A 15,945-nucleotide genomic window follows, 5' to 3' on the forward strand; every position below is an offset into this window, starting at 1 on the left:
TCGGACTCCTTTTGTCTGTAGGATCAGTATGGAATATGGATTAGGGCAGCGGCGCCGATCAAGCCCGCGTCCTGATGAAGCGCAGCAGGAACAATAGGGGTTTGACGGCCCGAAGGATTCAGCGCGTACTTAGACACGTAGTCCCGTACCGCGTTGAACAACGGCTCGCCAACCTGAGATACACCGCCGCCGATGACCAGCTTCTCCGGATCAAACGTATTAATGAGGGTTACACAGCCAACGCCGATATTTTCAAAGACTTTGGCTACGAGTTCCTGTATCACAGGTTGCCCAGCCGCCGCCAAATCAAAAGCTTCTTTAGAAGAAACCTCACGGCCCAGCAGCGCCGAAGCTTGTCTGGCGACCGCGGTGCCGGAGGCTACGAATTCCCAGCAGCCCTTCTGCCCGCACACACAGGTGCCGACGGACGGATCCACAACGATATGACCGACATCGCCGGCATTTCCGCTTGCTCCAGTGAGGAGCTTGCCGTGGGAGTAGATCCCGGCTCCAATCCCCGTACTAATTGTGATAAACACGAAGTGGTCCGCATCCTTGGCAGCACCAAGCCATTTTTCCGCGAGGGCCGCAGCGGTCGCGTCGTTCTCCAGTCGGATCGGCAGACTGAAGTAGCGCTTCAGTGAGTCGACGATCGGGAAGTTCCACCAGCCCCGTAAATTCGGCGGTTCGGCGATTTTACCTTCCTTCGTGTTAAGTGGGCCGGGAGCACCAACGCCGATGCCTAGAAGCTCGGACTCTGCGATACCTTGGGCGGTAATGATGTCTTGGATGGCTGCAGCCATCCGATCGACCATCACTTCAGGCCCTACCGTCTGATCGGTTGGCAGAGAACCCTTCGCCCGCACTTCACCGTCCGTGCCAATCAACCCGATGGCCGTCTTCGTGCCCCCGATGTCGATACCAATTGCATAACTCAACGTTCATTCCTCCTGTGGAAGTGAAGATTCACAACTTGACAAACTTGACAAAATAAATATTTGTAAAGTACTATGTAGGTTAAGTGTAGCATGATTCGAAAGGAATGAAAAGAATGGGCCGCAAAAAGAAAGTGTCTATGCAGGATATCGCCGACCGTCTGCAAATTTCTAAAAATGCGGTGTCCTTGGCGCTAATGAACAAAAAGGGCGTCAGCGAGGAGATGCGCCGCCGTGTGCACGAAACTGCGCGAGAGCTGGGGTATGGCCCATACGCGCACCATGAGAGCGGACAAGCGAATATTCTGGTGCTCGTTCCCGAACGGATCATGAGCTATCAGGATAATGATCATTTTCAGTTTTTTCACGATATGATTTGGGGATTGGAACGAAGCGCGCGCAAAAAAGGGCTTAACGCCGTTATCACCCCGCTTGACCGAGAGATGGAAGCAGCACGTTTGCTGCCGGGACCGTTCTCCGATATTCCGTACCGGGGAGTGATTCTGTTTGGGATCGTGGACCGGGCGTATGCGGAGCGGATATGGGAGCTGGACACGCCGCTGGTGCTGATGGATTCCTACTACCACGATCTGCCTTGTCCGGCCGTCACCTCGGACAATTTGGAGGGGGCCTTTACGGCGGTCTCCCACTTAATTGAAGCCGGCCATCGGGACATTGGGTTTATCGGACCAACGAATCTATCGACCAGTCATGAGGAGCGCTGGTTTGGGTTTGAGAGAGCGATGAAACAGCAGGGGCTCATGATTCGGGAGGCGGCTTGCTTGACGACGTCCAAGGGATATGATTACACTGCGGCGGAAATTGCGCAATTTCTGGATGGATTAGAGGAATGGCCGACGGCGTTTTTTTGCGGGAATGATCGCATTGCTTATTTGCTGGCGGGTCTCTTGAAGGAGCGAAACCAACGATTCCCGGAGGATGTCTCGATCGCCGGATTTGACGATTTGCCTTATGTCAACAGCGAAGGGTTACATGTGACGACGATGCGGGTGGAGAAGGAGCGGATGTGCGATGCCGCCATTAGCTTGCTCTTGTCTGACCTTGGGCGTTCCCGAGAGAAGATTCACTGGCAGGTCCCGCCGACATTGGTTGTGCGGGAGTCCGTTGCTCGGAGACGATAGGGCCCACGGGTTACATGAAAAAAAAGGGTGCCCACAGAGCCGGTTAACCGGTCCAGTGGACACCCTTATGCGTTCGTGCAGGCGTTACGCCAACACGTGAACTTACTTGTTCAGCGCTGCTTCGTAACGTTTCTCAACTGCAGGCCAGTTGATGACGTTAAAGAAAGCGGCGATGTAGTCAGGACGTTTGTTTTGGTATTTCAGGTAGTAGGCATGCTCCCATACGTCCAGGCCAAGAATTGGCGTTTTGCCTTCCATCAGCGGAGAGTCTTGGTTAGGCAAGCTGTATACGGACAATTTGCCGTTAGCATCTACAGCCAGGAAAGCCCAACCGCTGCCGAAGCGAGTGGTAGCTGCTTTTGTGAAGTCTTCTTTGAATTTGTCGAAGCCGCCCAGCTCGTTGTTGATCGCTTCAGCCAGTTTGCCGGAAGGTTGGCCGCCGCCGTTCGGGCCGATCGTTTCCCAGAACAAGGAGTGGTTCGCATGGCCGCCGCCGTTGTTGCGAACAGCAGTGCGGATGCTTTCTGGTACGCTGTCCAGATCGCTGATCAGTTCTTCAACGGATTTGGATTGCAATTCTGGAGCGGATTCCAGAGCTGCGTTCAGGTTCGTTACATACGTATTATGGTGACGATCATGGTGAATCATCATCGTTGTTTCATCGATATGAGGTTCAAGTGCGTTGTTTGGGTAAGGCAATGCAGGTAATTGATGTGCCATTTCTAAACCCATCCTTTCTTCAATATGTAGTAGTAATTCCGACAAGACTAATTATAAATCCGCAAATCGACTTAGTCAACATAAATGTATATTAAGTATGTTAAATCGTTCGCAGCCATTGACAAATCGGTTCATGAATTTCATAATGAGGGTTCAAGCATCATTAGCCTAATAGTTTGGGGTGAACGACGTCATGGGGTTGGGCATCGTAATCGTTGAGGTGTGCGACAGCAACCTGATGAGCGCGCTTGAGCTGGAGAAGCTGGAAGAGGAATACCCCGAAATTGCCGTGATGCGTCAGGACTGTCTTAGTTTATGCGGGTTATGTAAGCTCAGACCTTATGCACTGGTGAACGGCAAACGCGTCTTTGCCAAGACGACGGAAGAGTGTATCCAGCTCGTGAAGCAAGCCATTGAGGACGAGTTAGCCGTCTATGATATATAACCAAAAAAGCAGCCATCAGGCTGCTTTTTTCTATAGGCGAATTTTCTTCCCTTACCGCTCCCGCTGGCGGATCACATACACGCATTTTCTCCCTTGCTGGGCTAAACATTCCGTACGGTCGACATCGGCATCCAGCAGCGATTCGAACAGCTTCAATTCGCAGTCGCAGGCATGATTGTAGCGATTCGCGATTTGCGAGATCGGGCAGTTATGCTCCATCAGCACGTATTCGCCGCCATCGGTTTCTTGAAGCTCCGTCATGTACCCGTTGTCGTTTTGAATTTCCGAGAGCGTGCGCACCTTTTCGGTAAGCGATTTCCCTTGCATCTCGGCCATATATCTGCGGCTCAGCTTCTCCTTACGGCGATCGAACAGGCGGTCCACCATGACTTCGCCGCCCTCCTCGGCCAATTCGTCCAGCAGATCCAGCGTCAGCGAATGATATCTCTTAGGAAAAAGTCCCTCAGCCAGCTCGGTTAACCCATACACTGCAGTGGGCCGTCCTGCCGTCTGCCGAACCATTTTCGATTCGATCAGCCCGTCGCGTTCCATCGTGCCGAGATGGCGGCGCACCGCCATTTCCGTAATCTGCAGCTCGGTCGTCAGCTCTTTGGCACTCAGAGGTCCGGCGGTTTTCATTAAATGTAAAATCCGCTCGCGGGTGGAAAGGTCTTTCTTCGTATTCATGTGAGACACTCCCTTTCGGGTGATAGTTCCGGCGGTTCTTAGCTTTGCGAGGCGGCGAGAGCAGCTTCCCGGCACGCCTCCGAACAGAAGCCTTGATGTTCCTCTTCACAATCCTCACAGCAGACATATTGCAAGTTGCATACCGGGCAGTTGATATACCGGTCATGCGACGTACCGCAATGGTGGCAGCTGGCGATCACGATGTCCTCGTCCGTACGGTTGATCGGCACGGAAATCCGTTCGTCGAACACATAGCACTTGCCGTCAAAAAGACGTCCTTTCACCTGCGGATCTTTGCCATAGGTCACGATTCCGCCTTCCAACTGAGCAACGTCGGTGAACCCTTCGTTCAGCAAGAAGCCGGTCAGCTTCTCGCAACGGATGCCCCCGGTGCAGTAAGTCAAAATTTTCTTATCCTTGTACTCGCTCAGATTCTGGCGAATCCATTCCGGAAACTCGCGGAAGGATTCAATATCCGGCCGAATCGCCCCGCGAAAATGGCCAATATCGTACTCATAATCGTTACGTCCATCTAGAACGATCACATCATCTCGCTGGAGTTGCTCGTAAAACTCGACGGGGGAGAGACGCTTGCCGCTGATCACGTTAGGGTCAAGCTCCTGATCAACGCGGAAGGTCACCAGTTCTTTTTTGTGGCGAACAAACATCTTCTTAAATGTATGGCCGTCGGCTTCATCGATCTTAAAGACGATATCGGCGAACAGCGGGTTCGCTTTAAGGTCGTTCATATATTTCTCGGTTTGCTCTACTGTCCCGGACAAGGTCCCGTTGATGCCTTCGGCAGCGATTAGGATGCGGCCCTTGATCCCCAGCTCCTTGCAGTATTGCAGATGCTCGGCAGTGAAGGCGGCAGGATCCTCGATGCGGACAAACTTATAAAATAATAATACGCGGTAAGCGTGTTGTTCCATTATTCAGATCACCTATCTATTCTATGATGAATTCTACTGCATTGTATTCCAAGGTTCTCAACTTAGTCAATATATAAGTATAGTAAGTATATTAATACAGGTCTAGCGGTTATTCTTTCCTTACGCTGTCGTGGAAGCAAAGCATTTGGAAAATAAGGGTTGCCAAGACCTTTGGTTGACGATCAGCTTGGCAGGCGGGTGGCTGCTGAACCAAGCGTTGAAAGCTCTATACACCCGGGAACGTCCTGACCTGTGGGGCAGCCTTGTGGTACCGGACGGGTACAGCTTTCCCAGCGGGAATGCGATGATCTCCGCCGCGTTCTTCGGGGTGATCGCGTTGCTGCTGCTTCGTTCTGGCAAAGCAGGGAACCGCATCTGGGCGGCAGTCTTGCTGCTGATCATTTTGCTGATTGGAGTCAGCCGCTTGTACCTAGGCGTGCATTATGCCAGTGACATTGTTGGCGGTTTTCTCGCAGGTGCAGTAATCGCCGAGCTGTGTGCTTGGGGTGCCGTGGGTCGACACAGAAGATATTAAATAGAAAAAAAGCCCGCCATCCTGCGGGCTTTCTTCTTTATGGCTTTAGCCAGTTGAGCTCGCGAAGCGTGCGAAACAAAAAACCACCCGCTATGCGGGTGGAGGAACGAAGGTTTGACCAACTAGACCATTCCCATAAAATTGAGATGTTCAGGCTCAATAAAAGAAAGGAATGGTCTTAGATGGCAAACAAGAGCTATAGTTTAGCTCACACGAAGTGGATGTGCAAATACCATATCGTGTTCACCCCGAAGTATAGACGGAAAGAGATCTATAATCAAGTGAGGAGAGATTTGATCGAAATATTTAAGCGTCTGTGCAAATACAAGGGAGTGGAGATCATAGAAGGCCACATGATGCCGGATCATGTACACATGCTGGTAGCGATACCACCCAAAATCTCAGTATCCTCATTTATGGGGTATCTGAAGGGAAAGAGCTCACTAATGATATTCGAAAAGCATGCCACCCTAAAGTATAAATATGGAAATCGGAAATTTTGGGCGGAGGGATACTACGTAAGCACAGTGGGCTTGAATGAGGCCACTGTCGCAAAGTATATCCGCGAGCAGGAAGCACATGACCAGGCAATCGATAAACTGAGCGTCAAAGAGTATGAAGATCCATTTAGCAGAAACGGTAGCAAGAAAAAGTAAACCAGTTTAACTGGTAAGTGAAAGTGACAAAAACACTGAGCCTGAACAATTTTATTGTCAGGCTAGCGTCTTTAGGCGCAGTTTGGCAACAAGGGGTTATACCCCAAGAGCAAACCACCCGTTGGACGGGTGGTTATGATTGTATGCTTGGCAGTTACGCCGTGCGTTTCATATCGTTCAACGGTTGCTTAGGTGTTGGAGCTTGCGTTCCGGCATCGCCTTTTTTGTGGAACAGCTTGCGGAGGTAAGGCATTACGTAGTAGTCGAGACCGATTTTACCAGCGTTTGCGGCTGCCACAAGAACCAGCACTTCAAGGATTAACATTTGCGCGTTGGTGCTTACCGTACCCGTGAAGAGGAACGCGGCGTTCATCACGAAGCCCATCAGTGCGGCGAAGGTGGTGAAGGTACCGAGGATCAGCCCCAGACCAACCAGGAACTCACCGTAAGGCACCAGGAAGTTAAAGAGTCCGACATTCGGCAGGGCCACGTGTTCCAGGAAGGCTGCCCACCAGCCTTGTACGGCTGGATGGTCGCCGGTGCTGTTCGCGATCGCTCCGGTCAGGAAGCCTGCGGCATCGAAACCGCCGGTGATTTTGTGATAGCCAGCTTCGATCCATTGGTAGCCAAGGTAGACGCGGATGACGGTCAAGAGCCACATTGCCACTTTGTTTGTTCTGAGGAAATTGTTAAACATAAGAACCACTCCTTTGATTTATCTTTAGTTTTTGTTTTTGGGATGATCATCTTTGATGTCTTTATTATATGTGATTTTTTTCACTATATATGTGATTTAAATCACAAATATCAGAATTTGAGAAAATAAATTTTTAAATAAAACAGCAAGGCGGGCTGGAATCCCGTCTTGCTGCATGGTTGGAGGATTTCACTTATTTGGCTTGATCCTTGTTTTGATTCGTTTTTTCCGATTCCCCCGTCAAAGTTTCCGTCCATTCCTCCATCATCTCGCCAACAAAATCTTCGAGCTTCTCCGTGGCTGCGGTAGGGTGCTTCGGAACGGGAATCGGATCCACACCAGAGCCCTCCCCGGGAGGCAGGGTGTTCTGCTTTTTATCCATGAGTGCCTGCTCCTTTCCAATGAAGTTTAGTGATTCTCTTTCATTTGAGGATCCGGCGTCGTCACCTTATGCGTCAGCAGTTCGGATACGGTAACGAAGCGATAACCCCGGCGTTGCAGTTCAGGCAAGATGACCTTTAGCGCTTCGATCGTCTGTGTGCTGTTGTACACGTAATCATGCATCAGGATAATATCGCCGTTGCGGGCGTTATCCAATACCTTGCGCACGATTCGTTGTACGCCGGGCGACGTCCAATCCTTCGTATCCTGATGCCAGGACCAGAGGACCATCTGCAGGTTGTGATGCTTGGTTAGTTCGACGATAGCATCATTATAATATCCGCCCGGAGGACGGAAGAGGACCGGTTTGCGTCCGGTGGTCTCGAGAACGGCTTCCTGAGTCATGGTCATCTCTTCCTTCAAGGCCGACAACCCCAGTCGGTGTAAGGATGGATGGTGATAGGAATGGTTGCCGATTTCATGACCGGCGGCTTGTTCCATTTTCACGATGTCGGGGAATCGCTTCACCCGGTCACCAACGACAAAAAAGGTCGCCTTCGCATGATACTTCTCCAAGAGCTCGAGGATTTTCGGTGTTTGCTGTTCATCTGGTCCGTCATCAAAGGTTAAGGCGATGTATTTTTCTTGCGTTGGCACTTCCCATACAATGTCCCCGCGTTCTTCATAATAGCTTCGTTGCTTGCCATGAACCGGGGAGGATGCCTCTGTTACAGGGGCAGAGAGAAGCGCAATGCCAAGGGCGATGGTGAGCGCTGCTCCCAGTTTGATTTTGACCATCGGTTTTACGTGCCTCCATCAACTATACTTGAGCGCTTGTCCGTCCGGGCAACTCGCAGCTTCCGGCCGGCGCTGTCCGTTTAGTTTGGCTGTACATCGGCACTTTTATCCATGGTTGAGGGGGTCTCCTCAGCTTGTGCAAATCCTCCAGGCACTGTTTGCGCTCCTCTTCAGCAGTTTCCAGCGACAGTATCGTCTCGATTGCACGGCACAGCTCATGTGGGTTTTGCTCTTACGATCGATCCTCGAAAACAGGATGCCGTAGTATATTAAGGTAAGTGCCGTGTACACGGTATGGTCGGGGGGGGGAGCATTGTGCTGATCTTTTTGGTGCAAGTTTCAGGAGAAATTGTCGCTGTCTTCGCTCCCGTGGATTGGCGGGATTGTCCTCGGTGTTGTCGGATTGAATATGAGCGATAAGGGAGGCTGAAAACAATGGCAGATCGCATTGAGCAGCAGGCAGGGGAAGGACAGCGGGACGAGGAACTTTTGCTTTCGTTTCAGGTTATTACCGACACGCATGTTCGGGGAGATGAGCAGCATACGCACAACGTCAACTTGGAACGGGCGCTGCAAGATATCGCGGAGAATGGAGCGGGAAGCGTTGGCATCATGCATGCGGGGGACGTGACCGATCACGGGTTTCCGGAGGAATACGAGGCGTGGAACCAAATTTGGCATCGGTTTGGCGAAGCATTGCCCCCACTGTATGTAACGATGGGCAATCATGATGTTGCAATGGGGAACTGGGAGGCGCGTTTGGGACAATTTTTGCGCGGCACCGGGGCGGAAGGCATTTATCATGATCATTGGATTGATGGGTATCATTTTATTTTTCTTGGAACCGAAGAGGGGCTGGAGTTGTTCAGCTCGCTGTCGGAGAAGCAACTGGCATGGCTCGATGACAAGTTAGGGGAAAATGCTGCCGCCGACCGCCCGGTGTTCGTCTTCCTGCATCAGCCGCTGCTCAATACGGTCGCCGGTTCCTACGAGGCGCAGCGTTGGTACGGCGTCGTGCAGGATGCGGAGCTGCGCGCCGTACTGGCCCGTCACCCGCAGGCGATCCTGTTTACGGGGCATACCCATTGGGAGATGGATGCGCCTCACACTTCTTATGGCGCGGAGGGCGACGGGCCGGCGATGTTTAACGCCGCATCGGTCGCCTACCTGTGGACCGACGAAGACGAACATAAAGACGGCAGCCAAGGCTTCTACGTTGAAGTTTATCGCAACCATGTCCTCGTGCGCGGCCGAGACTTTACCTGCGGCGAATGGGTGGAATCCGCGCAGTTTCGGGTGGAGTATCCGCGGGGGTAGCAGTGAATGGGGGACGAGAGGACGTATGGGGACAGTAACATACTTTAACGAGAACGCGCGCCTTTGGGGCGCACGTTTTTGTTGTGGGGGCTTGTGGCGATGTTAGGAGACCAGCCGGTGGCGGCTAGGCCTTCGTTTTAGTGCTGGTCGTTGGCGCTGATGGGTTGTTGCTTGACAGCCGTATGCAAGTAGCCGTATGCAAGTAGCCGTATGCCAGTAGCCGTATGCTGATAGCTCCGTTGCAGGTTACCGATGCAAGTAACTCGGTTGCGCTAACGGACACCAGCGCCGTTATTTCGGTCCGGACGCTAGCCTGCCCATTTTAACGGACCTCAGAGACCCTATTTGGTTTGGTGTTGGCGAACCCGTGATAATTTTTGCCCAATAAGGTTACTTGAGTCCGTTAGCTCGGGAAATCTCCGGGAAATGAACAAATAAGGTCGGTACGGTCCGTTAGAGGTGGGGAGGTTGGACAATAGAGTTAGCAATCTGAACGAGTTCAGAAATACTGTACAAAGGAACAAAGTTACCATCTTCCACCTTGTTCGATCCTAAGGCATAGGTTAATCCTTGCTTTCTCCAATAGAGCCCGCTTAAGCTTGGTGTGCTTTGGATCCAGGTTTGTGTGCCATCACTTAATTTTGGCCCCTTTTTACCATCCGGTTTGGACTTTACCTGCGAATTTGAAACAGCCAGTATCAGTTGCTCTCCTCGCTCTTCATTAGCAAAGGTCAATTGGATCAAGTCAAAGTTAGCTGGGACGATATCGGCAGACTGATGGGTAATCGGAAAAGGAACTTTTGGAATAGAAACCTCAAATGGCACTTCATCCAAGGTATCTTCAAAAGATTTGCAACACTCTGAGCCTGGGTCCCATACGGCTACACCATCTCTTATGGATAAGCCTGGTGAAGTTCCGGGCGTTTGCTTGACATCCTCAGCAATGGGGGAGATGTCGTTGTACTTTGCCCCAGTTCCGCAACCACCAGCTAGGAATAGAATAACAACAAGGATAATGACATCAATGATTTTTTTCAAAAGAATCCCTCCATCATACTCTAATAGTATACAATGCTTTAAAAAAATTCCATATTTATGGAAGAAGAGATCTATGGGAGAAGAAGGGGGAACTAAACACTGAGCAGGGAAAGGAGTTGTTCGTTGCCGTGCACATAGAGTACCGGATGACGGTGGATTTGTAGAAATACATATTGATAGATGAAGACTCCTTAAATAAGGAGGGAAGTGAGACGAGGCTCTTCAAACTTGATTCGGATCACCTAAGTACCAGAGGGCATCGTTGACTACAAAGAGAAAAAAAATCCCCCAAAGCCATACGCTTTAAGGGATTTTCTCAATGATCTGCAGTGGGCTCGAACCACTGACCCCCACCCTGTCAAGATGGTGCTCTCCCAGCTGAGCTAGCAGATCAAATTTATAGTGAAGACAAAAATTATGTTATCAGGCGGCGGGGCTCTTGTCAACACTTTCCTAGAGTATAAGCTGTCTGTCCCCTGTCAACAATGGAAAAGGAACGCGTGTCCAAGTGGTAAGGTACATGACGGCATAACGTTGCATTTATCCAAGACGCTCATACGCTCATTACTTGCGATTGATCCAGTCATGGCACGCATACATCAGACAGGCACACCGTAACGAAAGGAAGTAGTGAACATGCATTGGAACCACCATCATCGCCATATTGGCCATAACCATAACCATTCTAACAACAACGATCAAACCCCGTCGCCGGAGAATGAGATGAAACGGCCGCGATCCCTTTGGATTGCTGCAGCGGGGGCCATCCTGCTGCTGGCCTTGACCAGCGCCTGCCAGATGGCGCCAAGCGCGGAGACTTTAAGCCGGCAGGCCGGCGCTTTTCCTTGGCCGTTTGGGCCATCCGTGTCGGACGGCGTCTATTCGCCTACGATTGTAGAGGATGTGTATTCCACGGAATAAAACGCTTTATTCTTCCTCGTCCCATTTGCGGGAATAGCCCTTCTTCGTCGTGTAAAACATGGAGGTAATCAGCAATACCGCGATGACGACCGCCGCGGCGATTGTTACGCCCATGACCATACCCCTATGCCAGCTCCTTTCCATCGATGTCCATGAGACAACTATACATGAAAATGATTTTTTTGTATAATGATGCAGTTTAAATGATCCAATAGACAAGCAATCAATGGTGGGAGGGGAACGAAGTGTCGGCTGCAACAATTATTCATGTCGAGAATGAGGAGCAATTACAGAAATGCCTGGACATCCGCAAAGAGGTGTTCGTCGAGGAACAGAAGGTCCCCGTTGAATTGGAAATTGACGAGTATGATCAGATTGGCCCGGATGTGCATCATGTGCTGATCGAATTGGAAGGGGACTATGTTGCGACAGGCAGATTGATTTACTATAAAGACAATGCCGCTAAAATGCAGCGGATCGCCGTACGTGCGCCGTATCGCTCGAAAGGCGTAGGCAAAATCCTGCTGCTCGCCTTGGAGGAACTGGCGCGGGAGCTTGGACTCACGAAGTCGGTGCTGGATGCCCAATGCCAAGCCGAAGGGTTCTATGCCAAACTTGATTATGAGACAATCTCGACCGAACCGTTTGATGACGCCGGTATTCCGCACGTCCGGATGGTTAAGTCGTTAAAATCGTAAAGGTCATAGGTTTGGAGATTTTGGGGCAAGCTAGATCTAATCTTATTGAAGAGGAGATGAGCTAGCCGATGGCCCTGAATACCAGAGAAACGTTTATTGCTGTGCGGAAGAACGGAGACGGGGATTTGGTCGCGTTCAAGACGTCCAGCGGCCGCGTGCTGGATTACCAGCAAGCGCTGCAGGAAGTGAAGGCAGGTGCAATTGCCGGCGTCAACGTGTTTAAGGGACGGGACGGAGAGATGTATATCCGCGGCGATGCTGATGGAGATCCGTCCAACAACTTGGATAATTTGCCTAGCTTCGAATAACGTTGATCCATATCCTATATTGAAAAAAAGAACCTTGCAGGCCATCATGCCCGCAGGGTTCTTTTGGTTACAGCGTATAGACTTCGTGCTGGCGCAGAAAGTCCATGTTGCCCGTAGCGCCTCGGAAGGATTCCATATCATCGCTATAATGCATTAGCAGAATTTGACTTTGGATCTCGGTTGGCAGGGACAATAGCTCCTGCAGCGTCGTATGTACTTCGCCCTTTCCGGTCAGTTGGACCTCGTGGAAGATACGACGGCATCCCCGTTCACGCACAAGCTCCGTCAAGAGCTCCGGCTTGAACGTCATATCCGCACTGTAAAAAATCTCGTCATTAATATAAAGCGAATAGCTGGGTTTACCCGGGATATGCGGCGTTCGGATGAGCTCCACTTTTAACTCAGGTGCAAGCTGCGCGGGCTCGCGTTCTTTTAATAGACGTACGTCAAAAACATCGCTTAGGGAGTGAATGACACCGTCCTGGCTTAGCCCGCCTTTCAGTGTATTTTCCCAGAGCGGTTCCACCAAATTCTCAGCAATATACAGGATCGGTTTCCGTCCAGAACCAAATTTCCGGCGGAACGCCAGCTCTTCCAAGCCGCCAACATGATCGCCATGGATATGGGTAATCAGCACGGCATCGATCTCTTCTACCGACTTGCCGATCGTGTGCAGCGCCAGGGGGGCGGTGATTCCGCAGTCGATGAGCAGGGTGAAGTCACCGGCATAGAGGAGCGCGTTGTTATTAAAATATTTTTTGGCAAACGCTCCGCCTGTCCCCAGCATTTGGAGTTGTAAAGCCATTAGGATTCCCCCTTAGGTCAAGTATGGATCACCTCTTAAATGTACACAATTTCCAGTCGAAACAAAAGGTCGGGCTCCCTCATTAAAAAAATACCGTCATTTCCCATCATCACCGCAACTTGAACGGAGGCAGGGAGTATAACTATACATCAACAGGAATCAAATGGAGGGTCAACATTCATGAAATGGAGAAGAGTTGCATTACTGGTGGTGGCATTCTCTCTTATGGGGGGTTCCCTGCTGTTTGCTGACGCTGCTAGCACCAAGGTAAAACTGATGCTGAACGGCCGCGAACTGGAAGACGGTGGATATATTATAGATGGCAAAACTTATGTCCCCGTACGCAATCTCGAAGGTTTAGTTGAATTTAATGACAGCACCAAAACGGTGAATTATTATAAACCCAACGTCCATATGTTTCTATTCGCAGATGACAATGTGTTCGGCGATGTGAAGAAGACGGGGAAGCTGAAGTTTAATGTGTTCTCACAAATTGATAATTTACGCACGAGCATCTCTGCAGTGCGGGTGTCCATCACGGCCCCGGACGGGACGTCCAAGGAAATCCAGACGGATGAAATCAAAGAGCAGCGCGATAATTTCTGGTTCCGGACCAAGGACTACACGTATGATTTCAAGACACCGGGCCGCTATATCGTAGGGTTCTACATGCAACCGTCCAACGGATCAGATTTCGTGCTCGTTGCCGAGAAGAGCATTAACGTTCTGAAATAAACGATAAACAGAGCACAACGCGGGTAATCGCCGCGAAAATTGACCTGTCCCCACCAAAAGTGTTACGATACGGGGGGAACGAAGCGGGAGACCCTTCTTCAGTCCATTAAAACATACTTAAAGTGAGGTAATTTCATGAGCGACCACAATCACGAACACGGCGAAGCATGCGGCTGCGGCCACGATCATGACCATGATCATGAGCATGAAGAGTTTGTGTTGACGCTGACCGACGAAGAAGGGAACGACGTAGAGATGGTTCTTGTCGAGACGTTCGACGTTGGCGAGAAAGTGTACGCATTGCTGCTCGAACGCAACAATCCGGAAGCGGACGGCATCATTCTCCGCATGGAAGAAGAGAACGAGGAAATGGTGCTTTACAATATCGAAGACGAACAGGAATGGAAACAGGTAGAAGAAGCTTACAACGAGCTTGTCGCCCAAATGGATGAAGCCTAATTTGCGGCGGATCACCTGGTATAGAAGCTAAGAGCTCCCCGGAAGCGGGGGGCTTTTTGGTTTGCAGTAAAAAAGAGCAGGAGGCGGGACAAACATATCCCTCTCCTGCTCTTGTTAAATTAAAAAATCGGATCCGCTTCAACAATCACCTTAACCTTGTCGATATATCGATCCTCCGGCCCTTTCACCGGCAAGCCGACCTCGACATGATCGAGAATATAGTCGATGTTGTCCTGGGAAATGACTTCACCCGGAAGCAAAATCGGAATCCCCGGCGGGTACACATAAATAAATTCGGCGATAATCCGGCCGGCGGATTCTTTAAACGGAATGACCTCGGTATCTGCATAGAACGCATCCCGCGGAATCAGCGATAAATGCGGGATTTCCGGAACCTTGACGATCAGCTCATTTGCGTTATTTTCCTTATAATAGGTTTTAGACAGCTCCCGCAGGGCGGTCAGCAAAATATCGGCCGTCTCCTGCGTATCCCCTGGCGTGATCAGGCACAGAATGTTGTACATGTCGCTAAGCTCTACTTCGATGTTATAGTGCTCGCGCAGCCAATTTTCCGTCTCATACCCGGTAATCCCCAAATGGCGAACGTGGATCGTCAGTTTGGTAGGATCATGGTCATACGTGGCTTCTCCGCCTAAAATCTCCCGCCCGAAGCAGTACAAGCCTTCGATTTGGTTAATTTCCGACCGAACATATTCGGCTAGTTCCATCGCCCGTTCGGCCATTTCCCGTCCGTGCAGCGCCAAATTGCGGCGTGCGGTATCCAGAGAAGCCAGGAGCAGATAGGAAGTGGACGTCGTCGTTAACATACTGATGATCGTTTGCACACGCTGCGGATTGACGTATCCGTTCTTCGTGTTCAGATTCAGAATCGAGCTTTGCGTCATCGAGCCGCCCAGCTTATGCACGCTGGTTGCCGCCATATCGGCGCCTGCTTGCATTGCAGACATCGGCAGCTTCTCATGGAAATGAATATGGACCCCATGCGCTTCATCCACCAGCACGGGAACATGGTAGCTGTGGGCTAGATCCACAATTTCTTTCAGGTTGGCGCATACGCCGAAGTACGTTGGGTTAATGACCACCACCGCTTTGGCGTCGGGATGACGCTGCAGCGCGCGGCGAACCGAAGACGTTGTGATTCCGTGGTCGATGCCCAAATTCGGGTCTTGCGCCGGCGAGACAAATACCGGCTTCGCTCCGGCGAATATAATGGCCGACATTACGGATTTATGAATATTTCTCGGGACGATAATTTTATCCCCCGGAGAACAAACAGATAGAATCATGGTCATGATGGCTCCGCTGGTCCCTTGCACCGAGAAGAAGGTGTAGTCCGCGCCAAAGGCGTCGGCAGCCAGCTTCTGCGCCTCTTGAATGACGCCGGTTGGCTGGTGCAAGTCATCTAACGGGGCGATGTTGATCAAGTCGATAGACAAGGCGTTATCGCCGATGAACTCTCGGAATTCTTTATCGGTGCCGAGCCCTTTCTTGTGCCCAGGAATGTGAAACTGAACGGGATTGCCGGCCGCATGCTTTTTGAGAGCAGTGAAGAGCGGCGTGCTTTGATGATCCATACGGGCCATCCCTGCCTTTCGTCTACATAATTTTCAAACAAGCTAGAGTATAGCAAAATGCGCCCGGAATGCAAGCAAAAACCGCTGCTTTTTACATAAAATTGACGGAATATGGGTTAAATTGCCGACAAAAAAGGACAA

General features: G+C 50.8%; 20 protein-coding genes and 1 tRNA gene. 10 read left to right on the forward strand and 11 right to left on the reverse strand.

The window, feature by feature from the left end; genetic code table 11:
* Positions 1 to 23 precede the first annotated feature (23 nt).
* Positions 24 to 938, reverse strand: a complete 915-nt coding sequence (locus C812_RS04790; RefSeq protein ID WP_016311554.1) for an ROK family protein — start codon at positions 936 to 938, stop codon at positions 24 to 26.
* A gap of 104 nt (positions 939 to 1,042) precedes the next feature.
* On the opposite strand from C812_RS04790, the gene C812_RS04795 reads away from it, so the two are divergent.
* Positions 1,043 to 2,077: a LacI family DNA-binding transcriptional regulator gene (locus C812_RS04795; RefSeq protein ID WP_084770590.1), complete on the forward strand. Its 1,035-nt coding sequence runs from the start codon at positions 1,043 to 1,045 to the stop codon at positions 2,075 to 2,077.
* A 102-nt stretch (positions 2,078 to 2,179) separates the two neighbouring features.
* Here C812_RS04795 and C812_RS04800 read toward each other — a convergent pair whose 3' ends face one another.
* Complete coding sequence (locus C812_RS04800; protein ID WP_016311556.1) at positions 2,180 to 2,797, reverse strand: superoxide dismutase; 618 nt, start codon at positions 2,795 to 2,797, stop codon at positions 2,180 to 2,182.
* A 193-nt stretch (positions 2,798 to 2,990) separates the two neighbouring features.
* Between C812_RS04800 and C812_RS04805 the strand changes: the two genes are divergently transcribed.
* Positions 2,991 to 3,242, forward strand: a complete 252-nt coding sequence (locus C812_RS04805) for a YuzB family protein (RefSeq protein WP_016311557.1) — start codon at positions 2,991 to 2,993, stop codon at positions 3,240 to 3,242.
* A gap of 51 nt (positions 3,243 to 3,293) precedes the next feature.
* Here the strand turns inward: C812_RS04805 and C812_RS04810 are convergent, their stop codons facing one another.
* Together C812_RS04810 and trhO are read right to left on the reverse strand one after the other, a co-directional pair.
* Positions 3,294 to 3,929, reverse strand: coding sequence for a helix-turn-helix transcriptional regulator (locus C812_RS04810; protein ID WP_016311558.1), 636 nt, complete (start codon positions 3,927 to 3,929; stop codon positions 3,294 to 3,296).
* A gap of 38 nt (positions 3,930 to 3,967) precedes the next feature.
* A complete protein-coding gene (gene trhO / locus C812_RS04815; protein ID WP_016311559.1) occupies positions 3,968 to 4,861 on the reverse strand; it encodes an oxygen-dependent tRNA uridine(34) hydroxylase TrhO in 894 nt (297 codons plus the stop codon).
* A 130-nt stretch (positions 4,862 to 4,991) separates the two neighbouring features.
* Here trhO and C812_RS04820 point away from each other — a divergent pair, with 130 nt between their 5' ends.
* Both C812_RS04820 and tnpA read left to right on the forward strand, forming a co-directional pair.
* Positions 4,992 to 5,396: a phosphatase PAP2 family protein gene (locus C812_RS04820; protein WP_084770591.1), complete on the forward strand. Its 405-nt coding sequence runs from the start codon at positions 4,992 to 4,994 to the stop codon at positions 5,394 to 5,396.
* A 182-nt stretch (positions 5,397 to 5,578) separates the two neighbouring features.
* Positions 5,579 to 6,052: an IS200/IS605 family transposase gene (tnpA, locus tag C812_RS04825; protein WP_016311435.1), complete on the forward strand. Its 474-nt coding sequence runs from the start codon at positions 5,579 to 5,581 to the stop codon at positions 6,050 to 6,052.
* Positions 6,053 to 6,206: 154 nt separating this feature from the next.
* Here tnpA and C812_RS04830 read toward each other — a convergent pair whose 3' ends face one another.
* The 3 genes from C812_RS04830 to C812_RS04840 form a co-directional block, all read right to left on the reverse strand.
* A complete protein-coding gene (locus C812_RS04830) occupies positions 6,207 to 6,749 on the reverse strand; it encodes a DoxX family protein (protein ID WP_016311561.1) in 543 nt (180 codons plus the stop codon).
* A gap of 193 nt (positions 6,750 to 6,942) precedes the next feature.
* The gene (locus C812_RS04835; RefSeq protein WP_016311562.1) at positions 6,943 to 7,131 is read right to left on the reverse strand and encodes a hypothetical protein; all 189 of its coding nucleotides are present in this window, start codon (positions 7,129 to 7,131) and stop codon (positions 6,943 to 6,945) included.
* Between the two features lie 26 nt (positions 7,132 to 7,157).
* Entirely contained in the window at positions 7,158 to 7,928 is a 771-nt protein-coding gene (locus C812_RS04840) for a polysaccharide deacetylase family protein (protein ID WP_016311563.1), read from the reverse strand.
* A gap of 435 nt (positions 7,929 to 8,363) precedes the next feature.
* Here C812_RS04840 and C812_RS04845 point away from each other — a divergent pair, with 435 nt between their 5' ends.
* Entirely contained in the window at positions 8,364 to 9,245 is an 882-nt protein-coding gene (locus tag C812_RS04845; protein ID WP_016311564.1) for a metallophosphoesterase family protein, read from the forward strand.
* Between the two features lie 453 nt (positions 9,246 to 9,698).
* Here C812_RS04845 and C812_RS04850 read toward each other — a convergent pair whose 3' ends face one another.
* Positions 9,699 to 10,283 carry a hypothetical protein gene (locus C812_RS04850; protein ID WP_016311565.1) on the reverse strand — a complete coding sequence of 195 codons (585 nt, stop codon included), beginning with the start codon at positions 10,281 to 10,283 and terminating at the stop codon, positions 9,699 to 9,701.
* A gap of 320 nt (positions 10,284 to 10,603) precedes the next feature.
* Positions 10,604 to 10,676, reverse strand: a tRNA-Val gene (locus C812_RS04855).
* Between the two features lie 243 nt (positions 10,677 to 10,919).
* Here C812_RS04855 and C812_RS04860 point away from each other — a divergent pair.
* From C812_RS04860 to C812_RS04870, 3 genes are all read left to right on the forward strand, one after another.
* Positions 10,920 to 11,204 carry a hypothetical protein gene (locus C812_RS04860; protein WP_016311566.1) on the forward strand — a complete coding sequence of 95 codons (285 nt, stop codon included), beginning with the start codon at positions 10,920 to 10,922 and terminating at the stop codon, positions 11,202 to 11,204.
* A gap of 245 nt (positions 11,205 to 11,449) precedes the next feature.
* Positions 11,450 to 11,902 (forward strand): GNAT family N-acetyltransferase, encoded by a 453-nt coding sequence (locus C812_RS04865; protein WP_016311568.1) that lies wholly within the window; start codon positions 11,450 to 11,452, stop codon positions 11,900 to 11,902.
* 68 nt (positions 11,903 to 11,970) lie between these two features.
* Positions 11,971 to 12,210 carry a DUF3892 domain-containing protein gene (locus tag C812_RS04870; RefSeq protein ID WP_009227124.1) on the forward strand — a complete coding sequence of 80 codons (240 nt, stop codon included), beginning with the start codon at positions 11,971 to 11,973 and terminating at the stop codon, positions 12,208 to 12,210.
* Between the two features lie 67 nt (positions 12,211 to 12,277).
* Here the strand turns inward: C812_RS04870 and C812_RS04875 are convergent, their stop codons facing one another.
* A complete protein-coding gene (locus C812_RS04875; protein WP_016311569.1) occupies positions 12,278 to 13,015 on the reverse strand; it encodes an MBL fold metallo-hydrolase in 738 nt (245 codons plus the stop codon).
* Between the two features lie 180 nt (positions 13,016 to 13,195).
* On the opposite strand from C812_RS04875, the gene C812_RS04880 reads away from it, so the two are divergent.
* Together C812_RS04880 and C812_RS04885 are read left to right on the forward strand one after the other, a co-directional pair.
* Positions 13,196 to 13,750, forward strand: coding sequence for a hypothetical protein (locus C812_RS04880; protein WP_016311570.1), 555 nt, complete (start codon positions 13,196 to 13,198; stop codon positions 13,748 to 13,750).
* Between the two features lie 135 nt (positions 13,751 to 13,885).
* Positions 13,886 to 14,209 carry a DUF1292 domain-containing protein gene (locus tag C812_RS04885; RefSeq protein ID WP_009227121.1) on the forward strand — a complete coding sequence of 108 codons (324 nt, stop codon included), beginning with the start codon at positions 13,886 to 13,888 and terminating at the stop codon, positions 14,207 to 14,209.
* A gap of 119 nt (positions 14,210 to 14,328) precedes the next feature.
* Here C812_RS04885 and C812_RS04890 read toward each other — a convergent pair whose 3' ends face one another.
* Entirely contained in the window at positions 14,329 to 15,804 is a 1,476-nt protein-coding gene (locus tag C812_RS04890; RefSeq protein ID WP_016311571.1) for an aminotransferase class I/II-fold pyridoxal phosphate-dependent enzyme, read from the reverse strand.
* Between the last annotated feature and the right edge of the window lie 141 nt (positions 15,805 to 15,945).

Source organism: Paenibacillus barengoltzii G22 (genome assembly GCF_000403375.2).
GTDB lineage: Bacteria > Bacillota > Bacilli > Paenibacillales > Paenibacillaceae > Fontibacillus > Fontibacillus barengoltzii.

Bases quoted from the DNA above. Each gene is read 5' to 3' on its own strand.
- trhO (WP_016311559.1), bottom strand. From the start codon at position 4,861: ATGGAACAACACGCTTACCGCGTATTATTATTTTATAAGTTTGTCCGC.
- C812_RS04840 (WP_016311563.1), bottom strand. From the start codon at position 7,928: ATGGTCAAAATCAAACTGGGAGCAGCGCTCACCATCGCCCTTGGCATT.
- C812_RS04795 (WP_084770590.1), top strand. From the start codon at position 1,043: ATGAAAAGAATGGGCCGCAAAAAGAAAGTGTCTATGCAGGATATCGCC.
- C812_RS04830 (WP_016311561.1), bottom strand. From the start codon at position 6,749: ATGTTTAACAATTTCCTCAGAACAAACAAAGTGGCAATGTGGCTCTTG.
- C812_RS04870 (WP_009227124.1), top strand. From the start codon at position 11,971: ATGGCCCTGAATACCAGAGAAACGTTTATTGCTGTGCGGAAGAACGGA.
- C812_RS04845 (WP_016311564.1), top strand. From the start codon at position 8,364: ATGGCAGATCGCATTGAGCAGCAGGCAGGGGAAGGACAGCGGGACGAG.
- C812_RS04810 (WP_016311558.1), bottom strand. From the start codon at position 3,929: ATGAATACGAAGAAAGACCTTTCCACCCGCGAGCGGATTTTACATTTA.
- C812_RS04800 (WP_016311556.1), bottom strand. From the start codon at position 2,797: ATGGCACATCAATTACCTGCATTGCCTTACCCAAACAACGCACTTGAA.
- C812_RS04875 (WP_016311569.1), bottom strand. From the start codon at position 13,015: ATGGCTTTACAACTCCAAATGCTGGGGACAGGCGGAGCGTTTGCCAAA.
- tnpA (WP_016311435.1), top strand. From the start codon at position 5,579: ATGGCAAACAAGAGCTATAGTTTAGCTCACACGAAGTGGATGTGCAAA.
- C812_RS04860 (WP_016311566.1), top strand. From the start codon at position 10,920: ATGCATTGGAACCACCATCATCGCCATATTGGCCATAACCATAACCAT.
- C812_RS04805 (WP_016311557.1), top strand. From the start codon at position 2,991: ATGGGGTTGGGCATCGTAATCGTTGAGGTGTGCGACAGCAACCTGATG.
- C812_RS04835 (WP_016311562.1), bottom strand. From the start codon at position 7,131: ATGGATAAAAAGCAGAACACCCTGCCTCCCGGGGAGGGCTCTGGTGTG.
- C812_RS04880 (WP_016311570.1), top strand. From the start codon at position 13,196: ATGAAATGGAGAAGAGTTGCATTACTGGTGGTGGCATTCTCTCTTATG.
- C812_RS04890 (WP_016311571.1), bottom strand. From the start codon at position 15,804: ATGGATCATCAAAGCACGCCGCTCTTCACTGCTCTCAAAAAGCATGCG.
- C812_RS04885 (WP_009227121.1), top strand. From the start codon at position 13,886: ATGAGCGACCACAATCACGAACACGGCGAAGCATGCGGCTGCGGCCAC.